The 21,348-nt window shown below is 37.9% G+C and carries 16 protein-coding genes and 1 pseudogene; 12 read left to right on the forward strand and 5 right to left on the reverse strand.

Annotation, left to right across the window (positions count from 1 at the left end):
- The first annotated feature begins 38 nt into the window (after nucleotides 1–38).
- Nucleotides 39–2,945, forward strand: a complete 2,907-nt coding sequence (locus DYQ05_RS01745; protein WP_206183721.1) for an InlB B-repeat-containing protein — start codon at nucleotides 39–41, stop codon at nucleotides 2,943–2,945.
- 117 nt (nucleotides 2,946–3,062) lie between these two features.
- Nucleotides 3,063–3,310: pseudogene (locus DYQ05_RS01750) on the forward strand (sigma 54-interacting transcriptional regulator).
- Nucleotides 3,311–3,410: 100 nt separating this feature from the next.
- Here DYQ05_RS01750 and DYQ05_RS01755 read toward each other — a convergent pair.
- The 4 genes from DYQ05_RS01755 to DYQ05_RS01770 are packed head-to-tail and all read right to left on the reverse strand — an operon-like array spanning nucleotide 3,411 to nucleotide 6,541.
- The gene (locus DYQ05_RS01755; RefSeq protein ID WP_029410167.1) at nucleotides 3,411–4,184 is read right to left on the reverse strand and encodes an ABC transporter permease; all 774 of its coding nucleotides are present in this window, start codon (nucleotides 4,182–4,184) and stop codon (nucleotides 3,411–3,413) included.
- On the reverse strand, nucleotides 4,185–4,940 hold the full coding sequence (locus tag DYQ05_RS01760; protein ID WP_029410166.1) for an ABC transporter permease: 756 nt from the start codon (nucleotides 4,938–4,940) through the stop codon (nucleotides 4,185–4,187).
- Entirely contained in the window at nucleotides 4,937–5,926 is a 990-nt protein-coding gene (locus DYQ05_RS01765) for an ABC transporter ATP-binding protein (RefSeq protein WP_206183722.1), read from the reverse strand. Before DYQ05_RS01765 ends, DYQ05_RS01760 begins: the two co-directional genes overlap by 4 nt.
- Nucleotides 5,927–5,935: 9 nt before the next feature.
- Nucleotides 5,936–6,541: a radical SAM/SPASM domain-containing protein gene (locus tag DYQ05_RS01770; protein ID WP_206183723.1), complete on the reverse strand. Its 606-nt coding sequence runs from the start codon at nucleotides 6,539–6,541 to the stop codon at nucleotides 5,936–5,938.
- A gap of 138 nt (nucleotides 6,542–6,679) precedes the next feature.
- Between DYQ05_RS01770 and DYQ05_RS01775 the strand changes: the two genes are divergently transcribed.
- From DYQ05_RS01775 to DYQ05_RS01815, 9 genes are all read left to right on the forward strand, one after another.
- Nucleotides 6,680–6,898 (forward strand): FeoA family protein, encoded by a 219-nt coding sequence (locus DYQ05_RS01775; protein ID WP_187289364.1) that lies wholly within the window; start codon nucleotides 6,680–6,682, stop codon nucleotides 6,896–6,898.
- A gap of 27 nt (nucleotides 6,899–6,925) precedes the next feature.
- Nucleotides 6,926–7,153: a FeoA family protein gene (locus DYQ05_RS01780; RefSeq protein WP_020964174.1), complete on the forward strand. Its 228-nt coding sequence runs from the start codon at nucleotides 6,926–6,928 to the stop codon at nucleotides 7,151–7,153.
- Between the two features lie 2 nt (nucleotides 7,154–7,155).
- Nucleotides 7,156–9,999 carry a ferrous iron transport protein B gene (gene feoB / locus DYQ05_RS01785; RefSeq protein ID WP_252723474.1) on the forward strand — a complete coding sequence of 948 codons (2,844 nt, stop codon included), beginning with the start codon at nucleotides 7,156–7,158 and terminating at the stop codon, nucleotides 9,997–9,999.
- Between the two features lie 22 nt (nucleotides 10,000–10,021).
- A complete protein-coding gene (locus tag DYQ05_RS01790; RefSeq protein ID WP_206183724.1) occupies nucleotides 10,022–10,561 on the forward strand; it encodes a hypothetical protein in 540 nt (179 codons plus the stop codon).
- Between the two features lie 30 nt (nucleotides 10,562–10,591).
- Nucleotides 10,592–10,972 carry a hypothetical protein gene (locus DYQ05_RS01795; RefSeq protein ID WP_206183725.1) on the forward strand — a complete coding sequence of 127 codons (381 nt, stop codon included), beginning with the start codon at nucleotides 10,592–10,594 and terminating at the stop codon, nucleotides 10,970–10,972.
- A 151-nt stretch (nucleotides 10,973–11,123) separates the two neighbouring features.
- Nucleotides 11,124–11,945, forward strand: coding sequence for a DUF4198 domain-containing protein (locus tag DYQ05_RS01800; RefSeq protein ID WP_020964178.1), 822 nt, complete (start codon nucleotides 11,124–11,126; stop codon nucleotides 11,943–11,945).
- 25 nt (nucleotides 11,946–11,970) lie between these two features.
- Complete coding sequence (locus tag DYQ05_RS01805) at nucleotides 11,971–12,159, forward strand: hypothetical protein (protein WP_020964179.1); 189 nt, start codon at nucleotides 11,971–11,973, stop codon at nucleotides 12,157–12,159.
- Nucleotides 12,160–12,509: 350 nt separating this feature from the next.
- Nucleotides 12,510–13,697, forward strand: coding sequence for a ZinT/AdcA family metal-binding protein (locus DYQ05_RS01810; RefSeq protein WP_024469146.1), 1,188 nt, complete (start codon nucleotides 12,510–12,512; stop codon nucleotides 13,695–13,697).
- 74 nt (nucleotides 13,698–13,771) lie between these two features.
- The gene (locus DYQ05_RS01815) at nucleotides 13,772–14,107 is read left to right on the forward strand and encodes a hypothetical protein (RefSeq protein ID WP_024465978.1); all 336 of its coding nucleotides are present in this window, start codon (nucleotides 13,772–13,774) and stop codon (nucleotides 14,105–14,107) included.
- Between the two features lie 154 nt (nucleotides 14,108–14,261).
- On the opposite strand, the gene DYQ05_RS01820 is transcribed toward DYQ05_RS01815, so the two are convergent.
- Nucleotides 14,262–15,953 (reverse strand): RecQ family ATP-dependent DNA helicase, encoded by a 1,692-nt coding sequence (locus tag DYQ05_RS01820; protein WP_206183726.1) that lies wholly within the window; start codon nucleotides 15,951–15,953, stop codon nucleotides 14,262–14,264.
- A gap of 410 nt (nucleotides 15,954–16,363) precedes the next feature.
- Here DYQ05_RS01820 and DYQ05_RS01825 point away from each other — a divergent pair, with 410 nt between their 5' ends.
- Entirely contained in the window at nucleotides 16,364–21,025 is a 4,662-nt protein-coding gene (locus DYQ05_RS01825) for an Ig-like domain-containing protein (protein WP_206183727.1), read from the forward strand.
- Nucleotides 21,026–21,348: the final 323 nt, after the last annotated feature.

Consider the following 21,348-nt stretch of genomic DNA (forward strand, 5'->3'; position numbering starts at 1 on the left):
AAGGATTTCCTCCCTCGTAAACAATTGTGAGGTAAATTATGAAAAAACAATTTAGATTTTTCGGGGCGTTATTATTGATTATAATGCTCATAGGCGGTTGTCAACCGTCGATAGGAACTGCATGGTATAATAAATCCGTGCAGCAGGATAAGCCTGAAATACTTATAACTTCTTTAATCGTTAAAAATACGGCTGCAATACCGGCAGATTTTGACGGGAATGCTTTCGGCGAATTCGGCAATGCTAAAACTTATCTGGTTAACCTTGAATCGGGCACTTACGATATTGCCGCCGAAGATATTAAGGTGGACGCGGTAGATGCGGCAAATAAGGATAAGGTGCTTGACGTATGGGTAAGCGTAAACGGCGGAGGTATCAATAATTTAAGCTCCGGGACATCTGCGCATATTACCGTTAAAATTCGGGATAATCAGGGTAATTATGAGGAATTGGAAAAGATAATTAAATTAACAGTCGAAGAAAGCGACGGAGAAGAAGCGGATTTAATCCCCGGACAAGACGGGCAACAGATTGAAAATCCCATTGATTCTTACGGGCATAAAAAATATATCAAAACGATAACCTCAACTTCACATCAAAAAGAGCCTTTCGAGTATTATACCGAAGATTTCGACTTTCCGGCAAGTTTTTTCGATAAATGGGTGCTTCAAATGCCCAGTATGTCGGGTAAAATTGCCAATTATAAGTTTAGAGACGGTTCCTGGTCGTCAAGCGGGTATGAAGAATCCTGTTCCAATCCCAACATAGGCTCGGGGCTTGAAACTGTGTCGAATGTAAGGGTTTATCGATATAAAAACAGGGCCGACCGTTGGACAGGCGCAGACCAACAGCATTTTACACCTTCGCCCCCTCTTTACGATGAACAAAAAGAAAAAGGATTTTATTTTTATCGCTTTACCGGTTCCGTTGCAGTTATAGGCGGAATAGATAACTCAATGTTTTGCGTAGATAAAAATTCAAAATTTTTATTTTATTACAGCGACCCGGGACATTTAAAAGATATATTGGGAAATAAGGTACCGGAAAAATGGACGGATTATAATGCTCCTTCATCAGATGCCCATCATTATTTTGACAAACCCTTTTATATGTCCGACCCCGTAGGTTTTGTAAAAAAAGACGGTTCCGTAGTTATTTATGATTGGGTAAAGAGTGCCATAAATAACAGCGATTACCGTGCCAGACAAAATTTTACGGAAGTTGCAGGCAAAAGTTCGTCCAAGCCGGGCAGGTCGCCTTACAGGGATAAGGTTAATTATGAAGAATATCATATAGAAACGGCTCCGAACCCCTTATATACGGCTTCCAAACCGATTATTTTAAAGCAGCCTCAAGGAATTTCCGTACAGCCTAATACTTCGGGAGCGGTTTTTACGATAAAGGTTAAGGACGTTCCGAAAGATATAGGAGGCGATTCTTCCAAGGACGAAGAGCTTTCGTATCAGTGGTATACCTCGGATACGGCCTTAAATACGGGCGGAAATGCGGTTTCGGGCGAAACGTCTTCTTCATATAGCCCCGACGTAAGCGCTGAAAAGGATATTTACGTTTATTGTCTTGTAACCAATACAAATAAGGCAAATAACAGGACGGAAACAACGGCTTCCGATGCCGTAAGACTTAGGGTTACAAACGGGAATTTGATAACGGACGCCGCTTTTCCCAATATATTAAAACAACCTAAGGGTAAAACCCTTATTATGGGCGATAACGCCAAAATTTTCTTAAAAATAGAAGCGGATTCACCCGATAACGGGTCTCTTTCATATCAGTGGTATAAGTCTTCAAGCGCAACTGCGGCTTCAGGCGAGGCTATAAGCGGAGCAAATACGACCGAATATAAATTTTCGCCCGATACCTCCTCTTCAAGCCTTACATATTATTACTGTGTAGTTAAAAATACGAATAATTCGGTAAACGGGAATAAAACCGCCGAAAAAATAAGCGATTTTGCAAAAATTGAAGTGGAGCAGGCTTACAGGGTTAAATTTTCCGTTGCAGGAGGAGCGGGTTCTCTGGCGGCAATTTATAACGGAAAAGCTATAAAATCGGGAGATTTTGTAAAAAGCGGGAAGACGGTAAAGTTTATCGCAACTCCTGAGCCTACATATAAGGTTAAACAATGGATAGGAGTAAGTCCCAACGCCTCTCTTACGGACCAAACTTTGGCCGAATTGAAGGTAAATGCCGCCGCCGATGTTGCCGTAAGTTTTGAAAGACGTATGCAGCTTAAGATAATGCCTAAAATTTATAATGATGATTTAAAATCCTGGTCTACTGCGGACAGCGACCATTTTACTCACAAATATACCGACGGAGTGCATTTGGCTCATAAATTTTCCGTAAAAGTGGAAGGCGGCGGGCAAAGTCTTGCAGCCGACTGGAATAAAATGATAGCCGTTGAGGACAATGGAGGAAGGTGGCTTAGGGTAAAAGGAGAAGATTTTGTAAAAGTGGGTACCGACAAATCCGCAGACGGAGGTTCAACAATAGATAATACATATTCTCAGTTTGGGAACATGAAAATTATTTTTACTAATTATTTATTAAAGGCGAACCGTCACGATTATTGGTGGGCTGAATGGACTACATTTGGCGGCGGAAGCGTTTATCCGTTACAGGCTATAGATGATAACAGTGTATTCCCTCTGGTTTATGATGAAGTTGCAAATATATGGACGACGGATAAAAACAATGTTCAAATTAAAAGTTCGGATAATATTCCGCTTCCCGCCGAATATGAAGGAACCAAGCCGGACCCGAATCGGAAAATTTCATATAAGGGAGTTACGGTTTCCTATGACGAAAACTTTACTCTTGCAGCCGGTGAAGAAAAAGACTTTGAAATTACATATAAAGTGCAAAATCCCGATACGAAATCGGAAGGCACCGTAAAGGTAATTTATACCGTAAGCTGGAAATAATCTTTAAAACTTTAGCATTAAGCCGAAAGCTCAAATTTGAAGCTTTCGGCTTTTTTTATCGGATTGACTTTATTTTTTTTACCTTGTTGCCCATCGGCCGCCTTTCAGGACAATCTTTTGGAAAGCGAACTTTTCGGCTATGTTGAAGGTTCTTTTACGGGGGCAAGAAAGGGCGGTAAGTTGGGGCTTTTTGAATACGCTCATGGGGAACTCTCTTTTTCGACGAAACTGAGGGAATGAGTGCCGATTTTCAGATTAAATTGCTGCGTGTATTACGGAAAAAAGAAATAATGAGAGCAGGCGGACACCGTATAATAAAAATAGATATAAGGATAATCGCCGCCTCCGACGAAAACATTTCTTGAAAAAAAGGCTTTATATCCGTAAATAATGGCCGCTGCGGTACAAAATAAGTGAAAAAGGTAAAATGTTTTTTTATTGATTCCGGCTTTTGATAGTGATGATTTAAATTCCCGTTCCTTCATATTTTTTTATGCTTTTTATAAACAATAGATAACCGGTAATAAAAATACACACGGAATATACCGGTAAAATAATAAATTTAATATTAAATGAATATTTATGCAAGCTGAAAGCAGCAGGATAAAATGCTATCATTGAAACGGGAAATAGGTAGGTCAGAATGAACCTGATAAACGCATTATAAATGGATATGGGATATTGCGCAAAATCAAGCATATCCATTAAAGGTGAAAATGCTTCTTCTATTTTAGGATGTTTTATAGAAAAAGATGAAACTATCAAAAATATGCCGATAATGCCGAGCGTTCCTGCGGCTAAAAATAAGAATAAAGACAAGATTGTTATTATACTTAAATTTAGGGTATAAGCCGAATAAATAAAAATGAGTAAACCGGTAATAATTCCGAAAACTTCAGATAGGGCAAAATTATCAAAGGTGATATACAAAAAAGGATTAACCGGAAGCTGCAATACTGAACTTAATTTACCTTGCAAAATATACACATTTGAATACCAAAGTGTCCAAGCGAAAAAACAATAAAAAACATCAACTGAGATTGTATATAAAGAATAAATCAGTAAACACTCTTCTCTATTAAACCCTTTTATTTCAAGAGTTTTGTTAAAGATAAAAATAAGAACCAATATTCCCATTATGGAATTTAAAACTCTAACAATTAACCATAAAACGGAATCATTTTTAAAAGAAAGCTGCTCTTTTATTTTTAAAACTAAAAGTTTATAACAATAATTCATTTATCCGCCCATTATCTCTATTTTTTTTATTGCCGCTCTATGAAAAATACAGGTAAACACCAAAAGAAATAATATCCAATATAATTGTCTTGATATTAAACTAAATGATTTTAAATTGCTGTTGTTTAAAACCTCAATAGGAATTTGATACAGAACTCTAAACGGTAAATAATTTAAGATTTTTTGTAAAGTTTTAGGAAAAAAATCAACAGGAATCAAAGAACCTGAAAAAAATAAAAATAAAATATTTTTAATTTGAATAAAGCCCTCATTATTACCGTAAAAGAAAACGCACAAACCGATAATATAAGCCGTAAACCAATTAAATAAATATGCACAAAAAACCGAAAGGATAAATAAACATAAATTTACTATACCGTAATAGATGTTTACATCAAAAAACAAAATTAAAACTATAAGCAAAGGCAGGGATTTTAATATAAATCCTGTAAGACTTTTCGCAAAATCTTGTAAAAAGATATTAAGAGCGAAATTGATAGGTCTTAATAAAAGAAAAGAAATAGAACCTGTTTGATAAACAGTTTGAAAATATCTATCGGTATTTACGCCGATAAAAGAGCCTACTATAGTTATAAGGGCAAAATAAGAAATATAATCCGTATTTCCCAGTTGAGACCAAACCGAAGATTTTATTAAAAATAAAAACAACAAGGAAAATATGGAAAAAACTGCCGATATTTTAAAATACAAGTGCTGTTTAATATTTAAAGAAATAATTCCCAGTAAATATTTCATTCCGGTTTTTTATCCTTGTAATAATTTAATAAAATTTTAGAAAAATCTTCATTTTCAATTTTTATATCATAAATATTTTCTTTATCATCTAAAGAATTAAAAATTTCTTCCATCGTAACCTGTTTATCAACTTCAAATGAAATACTGTTGTTTTGAATATCTTTATCTATTGTGTTAAAATTGTTTTGTAGTTTTTCGGTTAAATCAATATGCTTTTTATACAAAAGTGTAACAATTTTAGACTTATCGTAATTTTCTATAAATTCATGAGTTCTTATATCTTCTTGTAATTTTCCGTTGTTTAAAACCAATAATCTTTCCGATAGATTTTTTATATCATCTGAATTATGAGAAACTAAAATTAAAATAATATCATTTGACTGTTTATAAGTTTTTATCAGATTATAAAATTGTTCTTTTACTTCAAGGTCCAAGCCTATCGTAGGCTCATCTAAAAGAAGGATTTTAGGATTATGAAATAAAACCGAAACTATTTCACACTTCATTTTTTGTCCTAAAGACATTTCTCGAATCGGTTTTTTTAAAAGATTTTCAAGTTTAAACAAATCGATAAGAGTTTCAAGCCTTTTATTTGCTTCATCTTTTTCGATTTTATAAATAAGTCTAAAAAGCTCTAAAGATTCTCTAAAAATCATATTTTGGTAGAGCTGACTTCTTTGACCGAAGATAACACCTATATTCCGTTTGTATTCTTTTTGATTTTCATAGATATTTTTTTGATTAAATAGAACTTCTCCGCTTGTAGGACGCAAAATACCTGAAATAATTTTTATCAAGGTCGATTTCCCCGAACCGTTTTTGCCGACTATCGCCACATTTTCATTATTCTCAATCTTAAAAGAAATATCCGTTAAAGCCTTAACCTCAGAATAATCGGGTTTAAACATATCTTTTACAATACCTAAAAGCCCGAATCTTCTTTCCTGTGTTTTATATGTTTTACTAATATTTTTAAGTTCTATCATACTATTTTGCTATCGGTAAATATTATTTAAAATAAAACCTTTTAACTGTTCCTGCATATGCACTTTTTCACAAAACGGATATCCATATTGCCCATTATTTTCTTCCGATGCTGCAAATTGACACCCACCTCTGCAAAAAGGAACAAAATTACAATGCTCACATTTTTTTGAAAACCCGTCTGAATACATCATTTCTAAACTGTACTTATTTGCAAATTCATTATAACTAATATTTTCAATTGTTTCTATGGAATATTTTTTATTTCCAAATGTCGAATTATCAAAAGAATTAAATACAATACTTTGTCTTATATTATGCTCTTCTTTTACTCCATCAAGCGTTATCTGAAAATCCGATACACCTAAATCGTATAATTTCTTAATAATCTCTTGATTTAATAGATATCCGTTAGTAACCGTTTGATAATATTTTTTTACCTTTAATTTGTGTGCCGAAACATTCATCTTTTCTAAAAAATACAATACACCTTTAATATTTAATGTCGGTTCACCTACAAAAATATTAACAGTAATATCTCTTTTCTTTTCAATAATAGGCTTACTAACCCGTTCATAAAGTTTATCAGGATTTTCTAACTTATACCTGAATTTCATAAAAAACGGTGTTTTTTGGGCAATACTTCTTACAATTTACAATTATCAATTTTTTTTTCTTTTTTCCTCTTGAACAAATTTTAAAATTATTGTATCTTATACCTTACAGGAGCTTAGAGGAGGCTAACATTGATTCCTTTGATTATTTTAAAAGCAGGTGAAAAGGCTTCGGTTTTGCGTTTTGACGGCACGGGAGCGGAGTTCAGCAGATTACGCAGTTTTGGAATTGATGTAAATACCGAACTTACCGTTGTAACATCGCAAGCCGATAAACAGGGGCCTATGCTCCTTTTGGTAAACGGTGCTAAATATGCGGTAGATTACGATTTGGCTTCAAAAATTTTAGTTTGTCCGTAAACTTGCGGCAGCCGGCTGGGAGGTTTTATGACTCTTGATGAGTTGGAACAGGGAAAAAGTGCGGTAATCGAATCTATCGAAGTTACCGGAATGACATTGCAGCGTCTTATAAGCTTGGGCTTTACGCCGGGCGCCGAATTATCCGTTGTACGGAAAGCGCCGCTTTTGGACCCTTTTGACATTTCTATTTGCGGTTCTCTTGTTGCGGTACGCAAAGAAGAAGCGAAAAAAATTATAGTTAATTCGGGAACATAATTATGAAAAAAAGAATAAGTATTGCTTTTGCAGGTCAGCCTAACTCCGGTAAGTCAACACTGTTTAACATGATGACCGGAGCTCATCAGCATGTTGCAAACTACCCCGGTATTACCGTCGAAAAAAAGACGGGAGAGTACGGAAGCTTCGGGCAGGAGGTCTTTATAACGGACTTACCCGGCACTTACAGCCTGACTTCATATTCTCCCGAAGAGAGGGTAAGCCGTAATTTTATATTAAACGATAAGCCTGAGCTTATCGTAAACATCACGGACGGTTCCAATTTGGAGCGTCACCTTTATTTAACCTTTCAGATTTTGGAAATGCGTCGTCCCGTAGTAATGTATATGAATAAAATGGACGCTGCAAGTTATTCGGGTTTAAAAATAAATGTGCAAAAATTTTCCGAAAAATTGGGGATTCCTATAGTTGCGGGTTCGGCAAAGAAAAAAGAAAACGTAACCGAATTGAAAAAAACGATTTTCGATATGTCGGAAAATGAAAGCGGGCAAAACTCTTTTCAATTGGTATACGGTGAAGATATGGAGCGAAGCCTCGTACAAATTACCGAAGCTCTCCGCTCTTCTTTAAAAACACCCGATTTCGACATACCCTTACGCTGGCTTGCGGTAAAACTTTGTGAAAAAGATTCCGCCGCTTCCGAAGAGTATTCCGAACATTTTGAAAACTTCGATTCCGTTCTTAATCTTATTCAAAGTTTGGAAAAAGAACATAAAGAAAAACACAAACACAGCTTTGAAATAGAAATAGCCCTTGCCCGTTCCGCGGCGGCGAAAAAACTGACGGCGGAATGTATAGAGCGTGTTGTACCTGAGCAAAAAGATGTGGAAGCTTTAAATACTAAAAAAAGAATTGCAGGTATCGTAAGCGCCGCCGTTTTGCTTTTTATAACGTACAGTGTGCTTGATTCTCTTTTCTTAATGATTGCCGAATCCTTTTCCGCAGGAATTTTCGCCAACGATTATATAAGGATTTCTCTGTCGGCTGTTTTAGGTGCCGCCTTTGTGGCGGGAGCGGTTTTCGTTTATTTACGCGGAAGCGCGGATTCTATAAATTCCACCGACAGGGTAGACCGTGTTTTATGCCATCGCTTTTTCGGTATAGTAATTTTAGTTGAACTTGTTTTAGTGTTTTACTGGATAACGGTTATTTTAGGCTATAAAATGACCGATAAGGTTTTTCCCATTTTTAAATTTGTAAGAGCCGTAGTTTCTCAGTTAATTCCGTCTTCCGGAGTAATTCAGTCCGGCTTATTGCGGGGCTTATTCTTAAACGGAATTATAGACGGCGCGATAATGATTTTAAACTATATACCCATATTCTTTTGTCTGTTCGCTCTTGTAGCCTTTTTGGAAGATGTGGGATATATGGCCCGTCTTGCTTTTATTATGGACAGGATTTTACGTAAATTCGGACTTCACGGACAATCGACCTTGCCTATGATTCTTTCAGGCGTTATTATGGGCGGCTGTGTAGTTCCGGGCGTAATGTCTACAAGAACAATCCGCGACGATAAATCGCGCCTTGTTACGCTTTTGGTATTACCTCTTTTAAATTGTATGGCAAAAATTCCTTTTTACGCTTTAATAACCGGAATCTTTTTTGCCAGAAATCAATGGCTGGTATTGGGCGGTATTTCATTTTTTACTTTAATTGTAGCCTTAATCGTAGCGCGTTATTTCAGTTTATATGTGGTACCTGGAACGCCCGAACCCTTTGTTTTGGAGCTTCCTTCATATAACTTGCCCACACTGCGGGGAATAATTATAAGAACCTTTGAGCGCTTGTGGAGTTTTATTAAAAAAGTGGCTACTACCGTAGTTGCGGTTTCCGTTGTTATTTGGGCGGGCGTAAGTTTTCCTTCTCTCGCTGCGGAAAGAACGGCGGAGTACGAAGCAAAAAAAGATGAAATGATTAAGCAGTTTGCCGAAGACTTGGATAATTCCTATTCGCAATATTTTGCTTCCGAAAAAGGTTTTTTGGAGCACGATAAAATTGCGGAGCGCATTTATTTAATGAAAAGTTTAAATTTTTTCGGAAGTGAAAAAATAAATGTTAAGTCCGTAAACAGAATATTTTTACAAAATCCCGAAATAGCAAAGGTCGTTTTACGCGGAAAAATCGAATTGGGAGAAAATGCTCCCGCCTTTAAAGAATACTTATTGCAGTATACCGCAGCTTACGGCGATTTCGAGCGGGTTTATTCAGAAACCGAAGAATTTAAAAAACCTATTTTAAAATCGGAATTCTATTCCCATTGGGAAAAAGTTAATCCTTTCTTTTTTGCGATTGTACGTACCGGAAAAATTACGCTTACGGGGACTGTTGCCGTAGACAGCGAAGCTGCCGCCGTTTCCAGAGGCTTGCGTTCTACGATTTCCGATTTAAAACTTATGTCGGGCGATTTAAAACGCGAAACTTTAGAAAATTCTATTTTGGGTTATATCGGAAAATTTATGGAGCCGGTAACTCAATATGCGGGGTTTGACTGGAAGATTAACATAGCGATTTTAGGTTCTTTTGCGGCAAAAGAAGCCTTGGTTTCCACACTCGGAACGATTTACAGTGTTGAATCGGGCGATGATAACAGCGGAGAGGTTTTGGAAGAGCGCATTCAAAATCAGGATACGGGAATGACGCCTCTTGACGGCTTGGCGATTATGATTTTAATTTCGCTGTTCCCGCCCTGTATTGCCACTATTATGGCAACGCATACGGAAACGCAAAGTATTGGCTGGACATTGTTCAGTATGTTATATCCGATTGTATTAAGTTCGCTTGTAGCGGTATTGGTATTTCAGCTGGGCTGTTTGTTCGGATTTTAGGCGGATTCGGGGGTTAATAGAGATGAAAAAGATTTTAGCGATAATTATTTTGGTGTCAGGCTGCTCTTTATTGTTTGCGGAAACTGAATTGAGTTTAGATGTAACGGGCAACGAAGACGGAACTGTAAGTATAAGTGTTAAAGGCGGGGAAAACGCTGCAAAAGTTAAGGTTTATTTAATTGAGAATACTTCGGGCGAAAGAATTTCGGAAGCGGAGTTTGACGATACGGGAACGGTAAATTTGGAAATACCTTCCGTCCCTTATACCGTCGTATTGGAAGATGCTGAAGGAAACAGGCTTGAAAAGGACGGCCCCGAGCCTCCGGGCGGTTTTCCCGAAGGGGAAGGGGACGGTACGGGCGGAGATGAAATTCAGGAAGAAGAGCCCGAAGAAGAAACTACGGAAGGGCCCGATGTAAATCCCGCTCTTGCATGGACTAAGGCCGATACTTCCGCTATGCCCAATGTAGGGCCGTCTTTTACGGCAATACTTGCCTTAGCGCTTTCGATTATAAACTTATGTTTAATAATCTTTTTATTGATTAAAAAATATAAAAGATAGGGTTAAAAAAGAGGGATTCAGGTTAAAAATATGAAAAAAATATTATTGACGGTATTGTTTTTAAGCATAGGCGGCGCATTTTTATTTGCCGGTATTGAAGGACTTAGGGCGTTAAAAGAGTTTGAAGAAAAAACTTTTACAGGAAAAAGCGGTTTTCAAAATACTCAAGTTGTTTTGGAAGCTGCCGGAGAAGGCGGAGAAAAAACCGATATGGAAAACCCTGAGGGTGACACCGAGGGTGAAGCAACGGAAGAAGAAACTATGACCGAAGAAGAAAAGCCCGCAGAGAAAAAAAATGAAAGAAGGAAAGAGTTTTCTCCGGCCGCGCTGATAATAGTTATATTGCTTTTTATAGTTATGTTTGCATGGCCGCCGGTTTTTAAAAAGATGACGGAAAAAAAGAAAGAATAAAAAAGAATAAACGGATAAAATACCGGAAGCTTTGGAGCTGTTCCTTATAACATCCGTGTGCCGTCCTTGTAGATGCGTTTTGAAGAGTGCCCTTACGGAAGGCGAATAAGGAAGTAAAAAAGCTGAAAGTTTTTATATATAGGAGTTTTATATGAAGAAATTTACAGGAATTATTTTGTTTTTCTGTTTGGTTACCTTGGGTTCATTTGCACATTTTCAAATGATTTATACCCCTTCTTCAATGCTTGAAGAAGGTACTTCGGTTGATTTTAGAATTGTATTTACACACCCTGCCGAAGCCGGACACACAATGGATATCGGAAAGAACGAAGCCGGAGAAATGAAAGGCGTTAAAGAATTCTTTTCCATTCATAAAGGTGAAAAAACCGATTTATTAAAGGACTTAAAAAAGACCGAATTTATGAGTCTTGAAAATAAGGCATCGGCTTATAACTTTACCTTAAATAAAGACAACGGTTTTAAAGGTCCCGGCGACTGGGTTTTAGTTCTTGTTCCGCATCCCTACTATGAAGGTGCCGAAGAAACATATATCCAGCAGATTACCAAGGTTATGATTAACAAGGGCGAAATGGCAACCGATTGGTCTGAAAGATGTGCCGATAAATACCCCGAAATTTTACCCCTTGTTAAACCTTACGATGTTTGGGTAGGAGGAGTGTTTCGCGGTGTTGTAGTAGATTCAAAAGGAAAGCCCGTTGCCAATGCGGAAATTGAAGTGGAGTATCTTAACTATGATATCGATATGAATGCAAATAAATTTACGGGTTCCGCCAAAACTTCACAAAGTGCAACGGTTATACTTACCGATAAAAACGGCTGTTTTTCTTTTGTTCCCACAAAAGAAGGTTACTGGGGCTTTGCCGCCTTGGGTGTAGGACGAGATAAAAAATTTGCGGGAAAAGAATTATCGCAAGATGCCGTTCTTTGGATTGAGGCGACTAAGGCTAAATAAGTAATTTTTTCAAAAAGGCAAAATTATGGCTGAAAAAATTATAATTGCCGTAATTGTGGCTGCAATAGCCGTCCTGGCAATACGGAAATACTATAAAATATTTACCGGAAAAAGGTCGGCTTGCAGCTGCGGGCAAAAAAACATAAATCCTAAAAGCGGCTGCGGTTGCGGATGCTGCGGCGGCAAAAAGGAAGAAGAAAAGATAACGAATTGATTGGTTCGGGTAAGGTTAGGCGAATTTAAGCCTTACCCGAATATAAAAATTAGCCTAAGATAACTTTTATATTTAAGTGAATGTATATCGGTGAATAACCTTTTAACAGTTTTGTATCTGCCGGCCGACCTCTTGAAAACCCTTAATGCTATGCTGAAACTATAAAAAGTTTTGCCGCAGATATTTTGATTAGTTTATAAAAGGCATATTAGCTTACAAAAAACAAAAGGATTTTGTAGGTTTTAAAATATGTGATAAGGACTTCGGTTTTCAAAGTCTTGTACGGTAATTTCAAAATCGGCAACCTTTTGAAATTACCTTGAATTACAGGTTGCCTAAGGAGAATAAAAATGATAATTAAAAAATTAAGTGCAAAGTTTGTGCTTGTTTTGGTTGCGGCGGTAATGTCGGTTACCGCATGCAAGTCTATGCCCGAAAAAATGATGGGCGGCGGAGAGCTCGCTCCCTGGAAGGGTGAATGGGTTACTGCGGACGCTTACAATCATGACCCGTCTATGGAGCCGGTTTATACTGAAACTGCCGCTATGATGCCCAATTACACTACAGAGGGTTTAAAGGCCGCTATAGATGAAATGTATTACACTCCGATTGTAAAGGCAAAATTCGACGGAAGCAATACCGTGATGTTTACGATTGTTGACGGCAAAGGAAAAGAAGTCGAGCTTAAGTGTACATATATGTATAAGGGCAGGGTGGAAGATAAGCAATATGCCGGAGCCATGTGGGATACTTTTGAAGCCGTAAAAGAAGTACGCGGTTTGGAAAGTGCAAAATATATGATTTTAATGCCCCCTCACGGACACGGCGACGGACCTATGCATTGGCATGGACGTTTCGGACGCCGCAGTATCGAATCCTTACTTGACGGAACAAATTGGCCTACTTATTATAGCGCCTCTATGCCCAAAGCCGCATTTTTGGAAAACACAATGGGTTCTATAAAGATGATGCCTAAATTTATTCAGGCTTCTCCTTTTGCCGATTTTTCAAAACACGGTAAATGGATGAACAGTGCCGCAATTTATGATAATATGAGCATGGAAGTTCAAGCCGTATATAAAAAACTTATCGAAGAATTCAAAGGTAAAAATCCGAAAGGCGGAGACTTCACAAAAGAAGATATTATTGCCGAAATGAAAAAATCATACGGTTCGGGAGAAGATTTTTCCGAACTTGAGTTTATTACTTCCAAAGACAAGAATGAAATGGTAGTATATAAGAACGGAAAAGAAATCTTCCGCTCATCTTATAAAAGGGTAGGAGCTTCGGATTCCAAGCCTTCCCTTATGGCTGTTGCCGCCGATAAGCCCAATGCGGGAAAATTTTCACTGATTTCTTTTACCGGTGCACACGGTAACCCTCTCCATATCCATTTGTGGTATGGTGCGGATAATGCCGAAATGGCCGCATTAAAAATTGTTCCTACGGTAATACCTTCCGATACGAGCAATGATAAAATTGCTCTTCGTGTAGAAGCTTCTTGCAGAAGAATGCTTACAAACCTTATCGGTAAATAAGGTATACAAGGTTTTTCAAGGCTCGAAAGAGCCTTGAATATAGCATAAAAATCATTTTTGATAAGGAGTTGAAAATGAAAAAAAGAACGGCGATTTTAGTTTGTTTTTTAGTGTTGGGAGCGGCTTTATTGTTTGCTCATACCCCTCTTTTGGACGTATATGATAACGGCGACGGAACCTTTACTTGCGTAGGAGGTTTTTCTAACGGGGCGAGCGCTGCAGGTGTTGAAATCCGACTCGAAAATCCGAATGAAAAAGACCCTGAAAAAAAAGTTGTATTTAAAGGAAAACTCGATAAAAAAGGCGAGCTTGTAGTAAAATACCCAAAAAATTTAAAGAAATTTCTTGTAGTGTTTGATGCAGGTCCTGGACATGTAATCAAAAAGAGTTCGGATAAGATTGAAAAATAAACCGGAGCGGAGTTATTTACCAGAATCGGTTTTTGTGATTTTAACTTATTTTAAACAGGTTTTAAAACGGTTTTGTTTTAAAACCTGTTTTTTTATTATATCGGAAAAATATTTTACCTGCATGTAAGTTTTAAAAAGCCGCGTGATTGAAGGCTTATTTTACAGTATCCAGTTTATCCTTCCATAAAAAAGTTTTATATTTTTTAATTAAACCGCAGGATAAAAGTTCATCGCTTAGACGCTTTACATCTCCTGCTTTCCAAAATCTTAAATTTTTTGAAAAAACCGCCGAGGCTTCGGTTTGATTAAAAATTCTTTTATTTCTTTTTATAAAATCGATAAATAAGGCTTCGTCTTCCGCATATTGTATTGCAGTTTTAAAACAAATATCACAACCCGAACATGCAATTACTTCATCGTCTTTAGTCTTGGCGACAGCTCTTTCTTCTCCCAAAGCTTTAAGTAAAACTTCGCGGCGGCATTTTCCGCTTGCCGCAAATTCTTCGAGTACACTTGCGCGGAGTCTTTGTTTTTCCGGCATTAAACTTATTCTCTTTTTATCTTCATTCGACCACAGTAAAACCGCTTCGGCAATACTGCCGTCCCTTCCGCCGCGTCCCGCTTCTTGAATATAGGCTTCCGCAGTCGGCGGCGGGTCTTTATGTATTACGGTTTTTACGTCTTTTTTATCCACGCCCATTCCCCAAGCACAGGTAGTTACTAAGATTGCGGAATTGTGTATATGAAACCATTGTTCAACTTCGGTTTTTTCTTCGCGCTGTAAACCTGCGTGGTAAAAGCGTATATTTTCATCGTTAAAATAAAGGCGTAAATATGAGGCCGTTTGCTCCGTACTTTTACGGCTCGAACAAAAAATAACCATAGGCTTTTTTCTTTTTTCGACTTCTTCCAAAAGGGCGGGTATTTTTATTCTGCAATGTTTTACAAAATAAATTATATTCGGGCGGTCCGATTCCCCTCTGACCAAGTGAGCCCTTCCTTCAAAAAGAATTTCGGAAATTCTTTTTAAAACGTCGGGGCTTGCGGTTGCGGTAAAAGCCGTTACGGCAGGAGGGTTTAATTTTTTGATTATTTCTGTAAGCTGTAAATAAGCGGGACGGAAGCTGTCTCCCCATTCGGTAACGCAATGAGCTTCATCTATTGCAAGGTGCGAAACTTTACGAGCCGCAATTCTTTCGATTAATCCTCCCGACAAAAGAACCTCCGGATTTGCTATTATAAGTTTTGCGGGAGGCTTTCCGTCCGTACCTTCCATACGGGCAAGCTGAGCCTTTCTTTCTTCCGTGTTTTGTCCTCCGCGGAAAAGTACCGGCTCAAGCCCGCCTTCACACATACGCCTGAACTGGTCGCTCATTAAGGCTAAAAGCGGATAAATAATTACGGTAGGTCCGTCAAGTAACAGGGCGGGAACTTGAAAGCAAAGGGATTTCCCTGCGCCTGTGGGAAGAAGAATAATTTGTCTTCCCCGCATAACTCCGTCTTCATCGTAAATGTCGGTTAAAGTTTCTTCTTCTTTGTTTTCGGTAATTTCGGCTATGATATCAGTCCGATTTTTTTGTTTATTTTCCGTAATTTCGATAACGGCTTCCGCAGCATGAACGGCGTCCAAAATATTTGCAATTACAAGTCTTTGCCAGGGAAACAAAGAAGGAATTCCGAAGACATTTGCAGCGCATACCGCTATTATATCTTCCGCTCCGTCCGTACCGTAAACCGGATTATCCGTTTCATAAATGTAGGGGCAGTCCATATCTTCAGGCGTATCGGAAATGTTCTCTTTGTAAGCGGTAAGGTTATACTCTTTTTCGTTTAAATTATCATTCATATTAAAACCTCCGATAAATAAAGTTTTTATAAAATAAACGGGAGCAATAATTTTTAAATCCTTGCGTATTGTTTATTTTCCTCCGTTTTGCAGCATCGGTGAAAAACGGCATATAATACACCTATATTATCAGGAATATTTTGCGGTAATGTATATTTTTTTAAATTTTTATAAAAAAACGAATTTAGGCAGAAATTCGTAAAAATTCGTATCGGAAAAAACGTTAAATGCTTCCTTTATATAGCGGATTTTTCAGATGCATTTCAAAATAACGGGGCTTGACAACATTATCGAATTTATGGATATTAGCTTCAAACCGTTTTCGATAAATTAAAGATTTTTGACTTATGTGTCGATAATGCGCTGAAACGCTTTTGCTTACCGAAAGGGTTTACTGTTAGGGAGTTTATATGAAAAAATGGATTTGCTTTGTTTTAGCATATCTGTGTTTTTTTGCCGTGCTTTATGCAGGCGGTTCTAAGGATATAAGTACCGTTAATATGTCCTCGCTTGAAAGCTGGCAGGAGTCTCTGGATATTTCCGGAAAGAAAAAAGGCAAATATAATATTCTTATTACCGCTAAGGATATTGCCGGTAATGAAGGGTATTACGGACCTTTTAACATGTACATTGAGCCTAATTCGGATTTACCGATAGTTCATATAAGCAGTCCCGTGAACGAAGCCGGAATTACGGGTAACATCAATGTTGTAGGTACTTGTATTGACGATGACGGTGTCGCTTATGTAGAGATTAAAATAGACGGCGGTGAAGAAAGTTTTAGAGCAAAGGGAAAAGAATTTTGGTCGTATTATATAAACACGGCCGATTTTGAAGAAGGTATGCACACGGTTGAAGCTTGCGGAGTTGATGTAAACGGTGTAAGAGGAGTGCCTGTAAAGAAAGTCTTTCATTTGGACCGCCGCCAGCCTAAAACCGATATAGAAAATAAGGCAATAGGAGAACTTGTTTCAGGTAAGATTTCTTTGCAAGGAACCGTACAGGACGGCAACGGCATTGAAAGACTGTTATATTCTCTCGATGACGGAAATAAATTTGAAGAGATAAAGCTGTCGTATAACAAAAAAACCGAACAATCTTTTTTTAAGCTCAATATAAATACAAAAAATATTCCCGACGGACCTAAGGTATGCTGGTTTAAAGCCGTCGATAAACAAGGTTCTTCAGGTATTTATACTTTTTTATTTTTTGTTGATAATACCGCACCTACAGTGGAATTTGTATATCCCGAGGCCGGGGAAGAGAAAACGGGAAGCGTTTTTTCCGTATCGGGCAAGGCCTTTGACATAGTAGGGCTTGAATCTCTTACATGGAAGTGCGGAAAAGAAAGCGGAAAATTTGAAATTACTCCCGGGAACTATTATTGGGTTAAGGAATTCGATTTAACGAAGGAAGGCGGAAAGTCTGCGGTTATAGAAATTATTGCAAAAGACATTGCCGGAAATATTGTCAGCGCAAAAAAGACTGTAGCAATTGATAAGGGAAAAGACTTGCCCGTAGTTGAAATACTCAGTCCTAAAGAAAATTCCGAAGTTATAAACGATTTATTTATTTCAGGGGCGATTCACGGTAATTATGAGGTTAATGAAATACGGTATAAAATCGATAACGGAGAAGAAAAAAACGTTCAGGCCTCTTTAAGTCTGTTTAATGTTCTTGAAAGCGGTCTTTCTTCGGGGGTACACACTCTTACCGTTTATGCCGTAAATAAATACGGAATCCGAAGCAATCCCGTGAATGTAAAGTTTAAGGCGGCGGGAGGGGCTCCTTCCGCTCTTTTTAAAAACGGGCAAACGGTTATTCCGTCATATAATAACGACTCTTGCGATATATACGTAAAAGCCGAAGCGGGGTTAAAATACGTTTCCGCAGGTTTTAACGGAGAAGGGGAAGCTCCCGTTCAAATTAAGCCGGGGCAAACGGAATATATAATTAAATCTCCCGTAACTGCAAAATCCGAAACGGGTATTTATACGGTTTCCGTAACCGCCGTCGATACTCTTGACAGAAAGACCGTTCAAACCTTGGTCATAGGCGTTGCAGCTTCCGGCGGACGGGACGGAGAAGGGTATTTTGCATGGGCTGCCGGAAATAAAACGGATACGGGTGCAATAGTATTATCCGATAACGGTTATATTCCGGGTGTTTATCTTTCGGCAACCGGAGCCGCAATAGAAAGCGTTCAAGTTACGGGAGGCTCGGGGGTTTTTGCGGAAACCGAGGGGAATCTTATAAAACTGTTTTGCTCAAAAGACGGCCTTTTTAAGGGTGTGGGAGTTAAAATAACCGATGTTGACGGAGCCGTTTATACATGTCCGATTATAGATATATATTCGGATATTTCCGTACCTAAAATTATACTTGATATGCCGCAAGAACCTTCTTTTATAAAAAATTCAATTACGGTCAAAGGTTCCGTTTCGGACGGTGCGGGTATAAAATCGGCGGAATATTCTATCGGAGATGACGGCGTATGGCTTCCGTTGGGAACATCGTTTAACGAGGTAATAAATGTAAGCTCAAAGGAAGACGGGCTTATTTTACTTAAGGTTAGAGCTCAAGATAAAGCCGGAAGAGAAAGCGCAGTAAACAGGGTATTTTATAAAGACAGCTCCGCTCCGGAGGTTACAATGATTGAACCTGTAAGCGGTGATAAAGTTAACGGTTCGGTTTATGCGGTATTTAAAGTTTCCGATGAATTCCCCGGTGTTAAGGCGGAATATAAGAGCGGCGGTAAAGATTCTCAATGGAAAGAATTTGAATATAACAGCTTGCCGCATTTGATTATAGGAAGCGCCGCGGAACCCATAAATAAAAATATGCAGTTCAGGTTTACGGATACGGCAGGTAATGTAAAAGTATTCGATAATTTCGATTTTTCGATAGATAACTCTATAGACATACCCAGAATCGAGCTTCATTTACCGCTTGATAATGAGGTTATATTCAAAGATTTTGAAATTTCCGGTATTGTTTATGATGACGATGCTCCCGCAAAGATTTATTACAAAATAGATAACGGAGCGTATAAACAGGCGGATATTAAAAACAGCTTTGCCGTTCCCGTGCAATTACAGGAGCTGACCGACAACGAGCATACTATTACCGTTTACGGGGAGGATATTTACGGTGTTAAAAGCGCTCCGGTTTCACGTAAAATTCGTGTTTCGCTGGAAGTTCCTTCCGCATCCGTTTCCTCTCCCGCTATTTCCGAAACGGTTAAGGGTACAATAACGGTTTCCGGTACCGCTTCCGATAAAAACGGTATTAAGCAGGTGGAAATTTCTTTTAATAACGGAAATACCTTTACTCTTGCAGAAGGTAAGGAAAATTGGAATTATACTTTGAATACTCATATAATAGATGACGGAACTCATGTAGTATTTGTAAAAGCTACGGATAATTACGGACAAACCGCCTTATTTTCCAGTTTAATTAATATAGATAATACTCCGCCTATCTTAAAATTTGAATACCCGCTTTCGGGAGCAAAACTCGATTCTACACTTTTTGTATCGGGACATACTCGGGATAATATTTCGCTTGAAGGTGTAACGCTTAAAATTAAAAGTCTTTCAGGAACCCAAGTACCTTCAAAACTTGCGGAAATAAAACTTGAAACAAATTTACTCGTTTCAAAAGAAATAGATATTTCCGCACTTGCCGAAGGCAGGTATAATTTGGAAATAAGCGGTGTGGATAAGGCGGAAAATATTACCGAGACAGCTTTGAATTTCGATGTATACCGCAAAAAGGATAAAAATAGGATTGAGTTGTTATATCCGCTTAACGGAGAAACCGTTCGCGGAGAGTTTAATGTCTACGGAAGGGTGATTTCCGATGAAAAAATTGCTCAGGCGGTTTTGTATCTTGACGGTAATCAAATTGAAAGTACGGATATTTCCAAAACTTCTTATGTTTCGTTTAAATTAACTCCCGAGATTCTTTTAGAGGGAAGTCATAAGATAGAAATAAGGGCTATGACTTCAAACGGTAAAATTATTGTTTCCAATGCACACGGTATAAATTACGAAAAAATCGGGCCGTGGATTACTATCGATAATTTTTCTATGGGTGATTTTGCTATAGAAAGACCTTATTTAAAAGGCAGGGCAGGTTATACCGTTTCTGAAGAAGAACTTGAAAACATAAATTCCAAGCAGGCTACCGCTGAAGAAAAAAGAACTTTTAAGGCAAAGAGGGTTAAAAAGGTTGAGGTAAGTTTTAATAACGGGAAAAGCTTTACTTCCGCAAAAATCGGAAAAGAGTGGAAGTATAGAATTGAAACGGAAGATATGACAGAGGGAAATCACTTTTTGCTTGTACGGGCAACTATGGAAAATAACGAAATTGCCGTATGCCGTACTATTATTAAAATAGATAAAACCGTTCCGAGTATATTGCTTATTTCTCCGGGAGAAGGCGGAAAATATAACGGCTCTATAGAATTTACAGGGATAACTTCCGATAATGCGGAAATTTCCGGTGTAGAAGCTTCACTGAGAAAAGGTGATAAGGCGAATTACGGAGTACCCAAATTTATACAGGGATTGCATTTTGAACTCGGGTTTTGGGGTGCATCTTTATGGAATATGGGTGTAGGTTTAAGTTTTTTTGATAATAACGTAAAGCTGCAATTTCATTACGGTCAGTTTTTACAGTCGCAGTTTAATGCAATTTACGGAAAAGCTAAAATACGTTACGGCGGGCATATAATTTCGTTAAAGCTGTTGGCAAATATATATACACTTCCTTTCGGATATTATTTCGGTCCCGATTGGAAATGGTTATATATGAATATCACGCTTGGAACACAGTTTTCGCTTTTTACGGATACGCAAAGCAAGAGAGCGCAAGTATTGCCTGCGATGCTTGTTCAATTGGAATTCCCGAGAGTGAAATTTCATAAACAAAAGTTTTTTTCCGCTTTTTCCTTTTTTACCGAAGGACAATTGTGGTTTATCCCTACAGATGTTAATTCTGCAGGAACATCGAAAATAAAATCGGTTGTTCCGCATATTTCGGCAGGTGTAAGGTTGGATATATTTTAACTTTGTAAATTTATTACGGGTTAAAAAGTGGATTTAAAACCGGTATATATAAAAGCGGTTTTAAACAGGCAGGTTTGTCTTTTAGGCAAACGCCGTTTTATTGAAATGCCGTTTTTCGCTATGCTGCAAAACGGCGGAAAATAAGCGGCGCTCGATTTTTGAAAAAATCTTCGCTTAGCTTATTTTAGATGGGTGTTTATTTTAAGCGTTGCAAATGGCAGCGCTTAAAAACACATGAAAGTTTGCTTACCGCAAACTTTTAATATTATATGGCCGTTTTTCGCTGTGCTGCAAAACGGCGGAAAATAAGCGGCGCTCGATTT

Origin of the sequence: Treponema pedis (assembly GCF_017161325.1) — a bacterium.
Taxonomy (GTDB): domain Bacteria; phylum Spirochaetota; class Spirochaetia; order Treponematales; family Treponemataceae; genus Treponema_B; species Treponema_B pedis.

Bases quoted from the DNA above. Each gene is read 5' to 3' on its own strand.
- DYQ05_RS01745 (WP_206183721.1), top strand. From the start codon at position 39: ATGAAAAAACAATTTAGATTTTTCGGGGCGTTATTATTGATTATAATG.
- DYQ05_RS01755 (WP_029410167.1), bottom strand. From the start codon at position 4,184: ATGAATTATTGTTATAAACTTTTAGTTTTAAAAATAAAAGAGCAGCTT.
- DYQ05_RS01760 (WP_029410166.1), bottom strand. From the start codon at position 4,940: ATGAAATATTTACTGGGAATTATTTCTTTAAATATTAAACAGCACTTG.
- DYQ05_RS01765 (WP_206183722.1), bottom strand. From the start codon at position 5,926: ATGATAGAACTTAAAAATATTAGTAAAACATATAAAACACAGGAAAGA.
- DYQ05_RS01770 (WP_206183723.1), bottom strand. From the start codon at position 6,541: ATGAAATTCAGGTATAAGTTAGAAAATCCTGATAAACTTTATGAACGG.
- DYQ05_RS01780 (WP_020964174.1), top strand. From the start codon at position 6,926: ATGACTCTTGATGAGTTGGAACAGGGAAAAAGTGCGGTAATCGAATCT.
- feoB (WP_252723474.1), top strand. From the start codon at position 7,156: ATGAAAAAAAGAATAAGTATTGCTTTTGCAGGTCAGCCTAACTCCGGT.
- DYQ05_RS01790 (WP_206183724.1), top strand. From the start codon at position 10,022: ATGAAAAAGATTTTAGCGATAATTATTTTGGTGTCAGGCTGCTCTTTA.
- DYQ05_RS01795 (WP_206183725.1), top strand. From the start codon at position 10,592: ATGAAAAAAATATTATTGACGGTATTGTTTTTAAGCATAGGCGGCGCA.
- DYQ05_RS01800 (WP_020964178.1), top strand. From the start codon at position 11,124: ATGAAGAAATTTACAGGAATTATTTTGTTTTTCTGTTTGGTTACCTTG.
- DYQ05_RS01805 (WP_020964179.1), top strand. From the start codon at position 11,971: ATGGCTGAAAAAATTATAATTGCCGTAATTGTGGCTGCAATAGCCGTC.
- DYQ05_RS01810 (WP_024469146.1), top strand. From the start codon at position 12,510: ATGATAATTAAAAAATTAAGTGCAAAGTTTGTGCTTGTTTTGGTTGCG.
- DYQ05_RS01815 (WP_024465978.1), top strand. From the start codon at position 13,772: ATGAAAAAAAGAACGGCGATTTTAGTTTGTTTTTTAGTGTTGGGAGCG.
- DYQ05_RS01820 (WP_206183726.1), bottom strand. From the start codon at position 15,953: ATGAATGATAATTTAAACGAAAAAGAGTATAACCTTACCGCTTACAAA.
- DYQ05_RS01825 (WP_206183727.1), top strand. From the start codon at position 16,364: ATGAAAAAATGGATTTGCTTTGTTTTAGCATATCTGTGTTTTTTTGCC.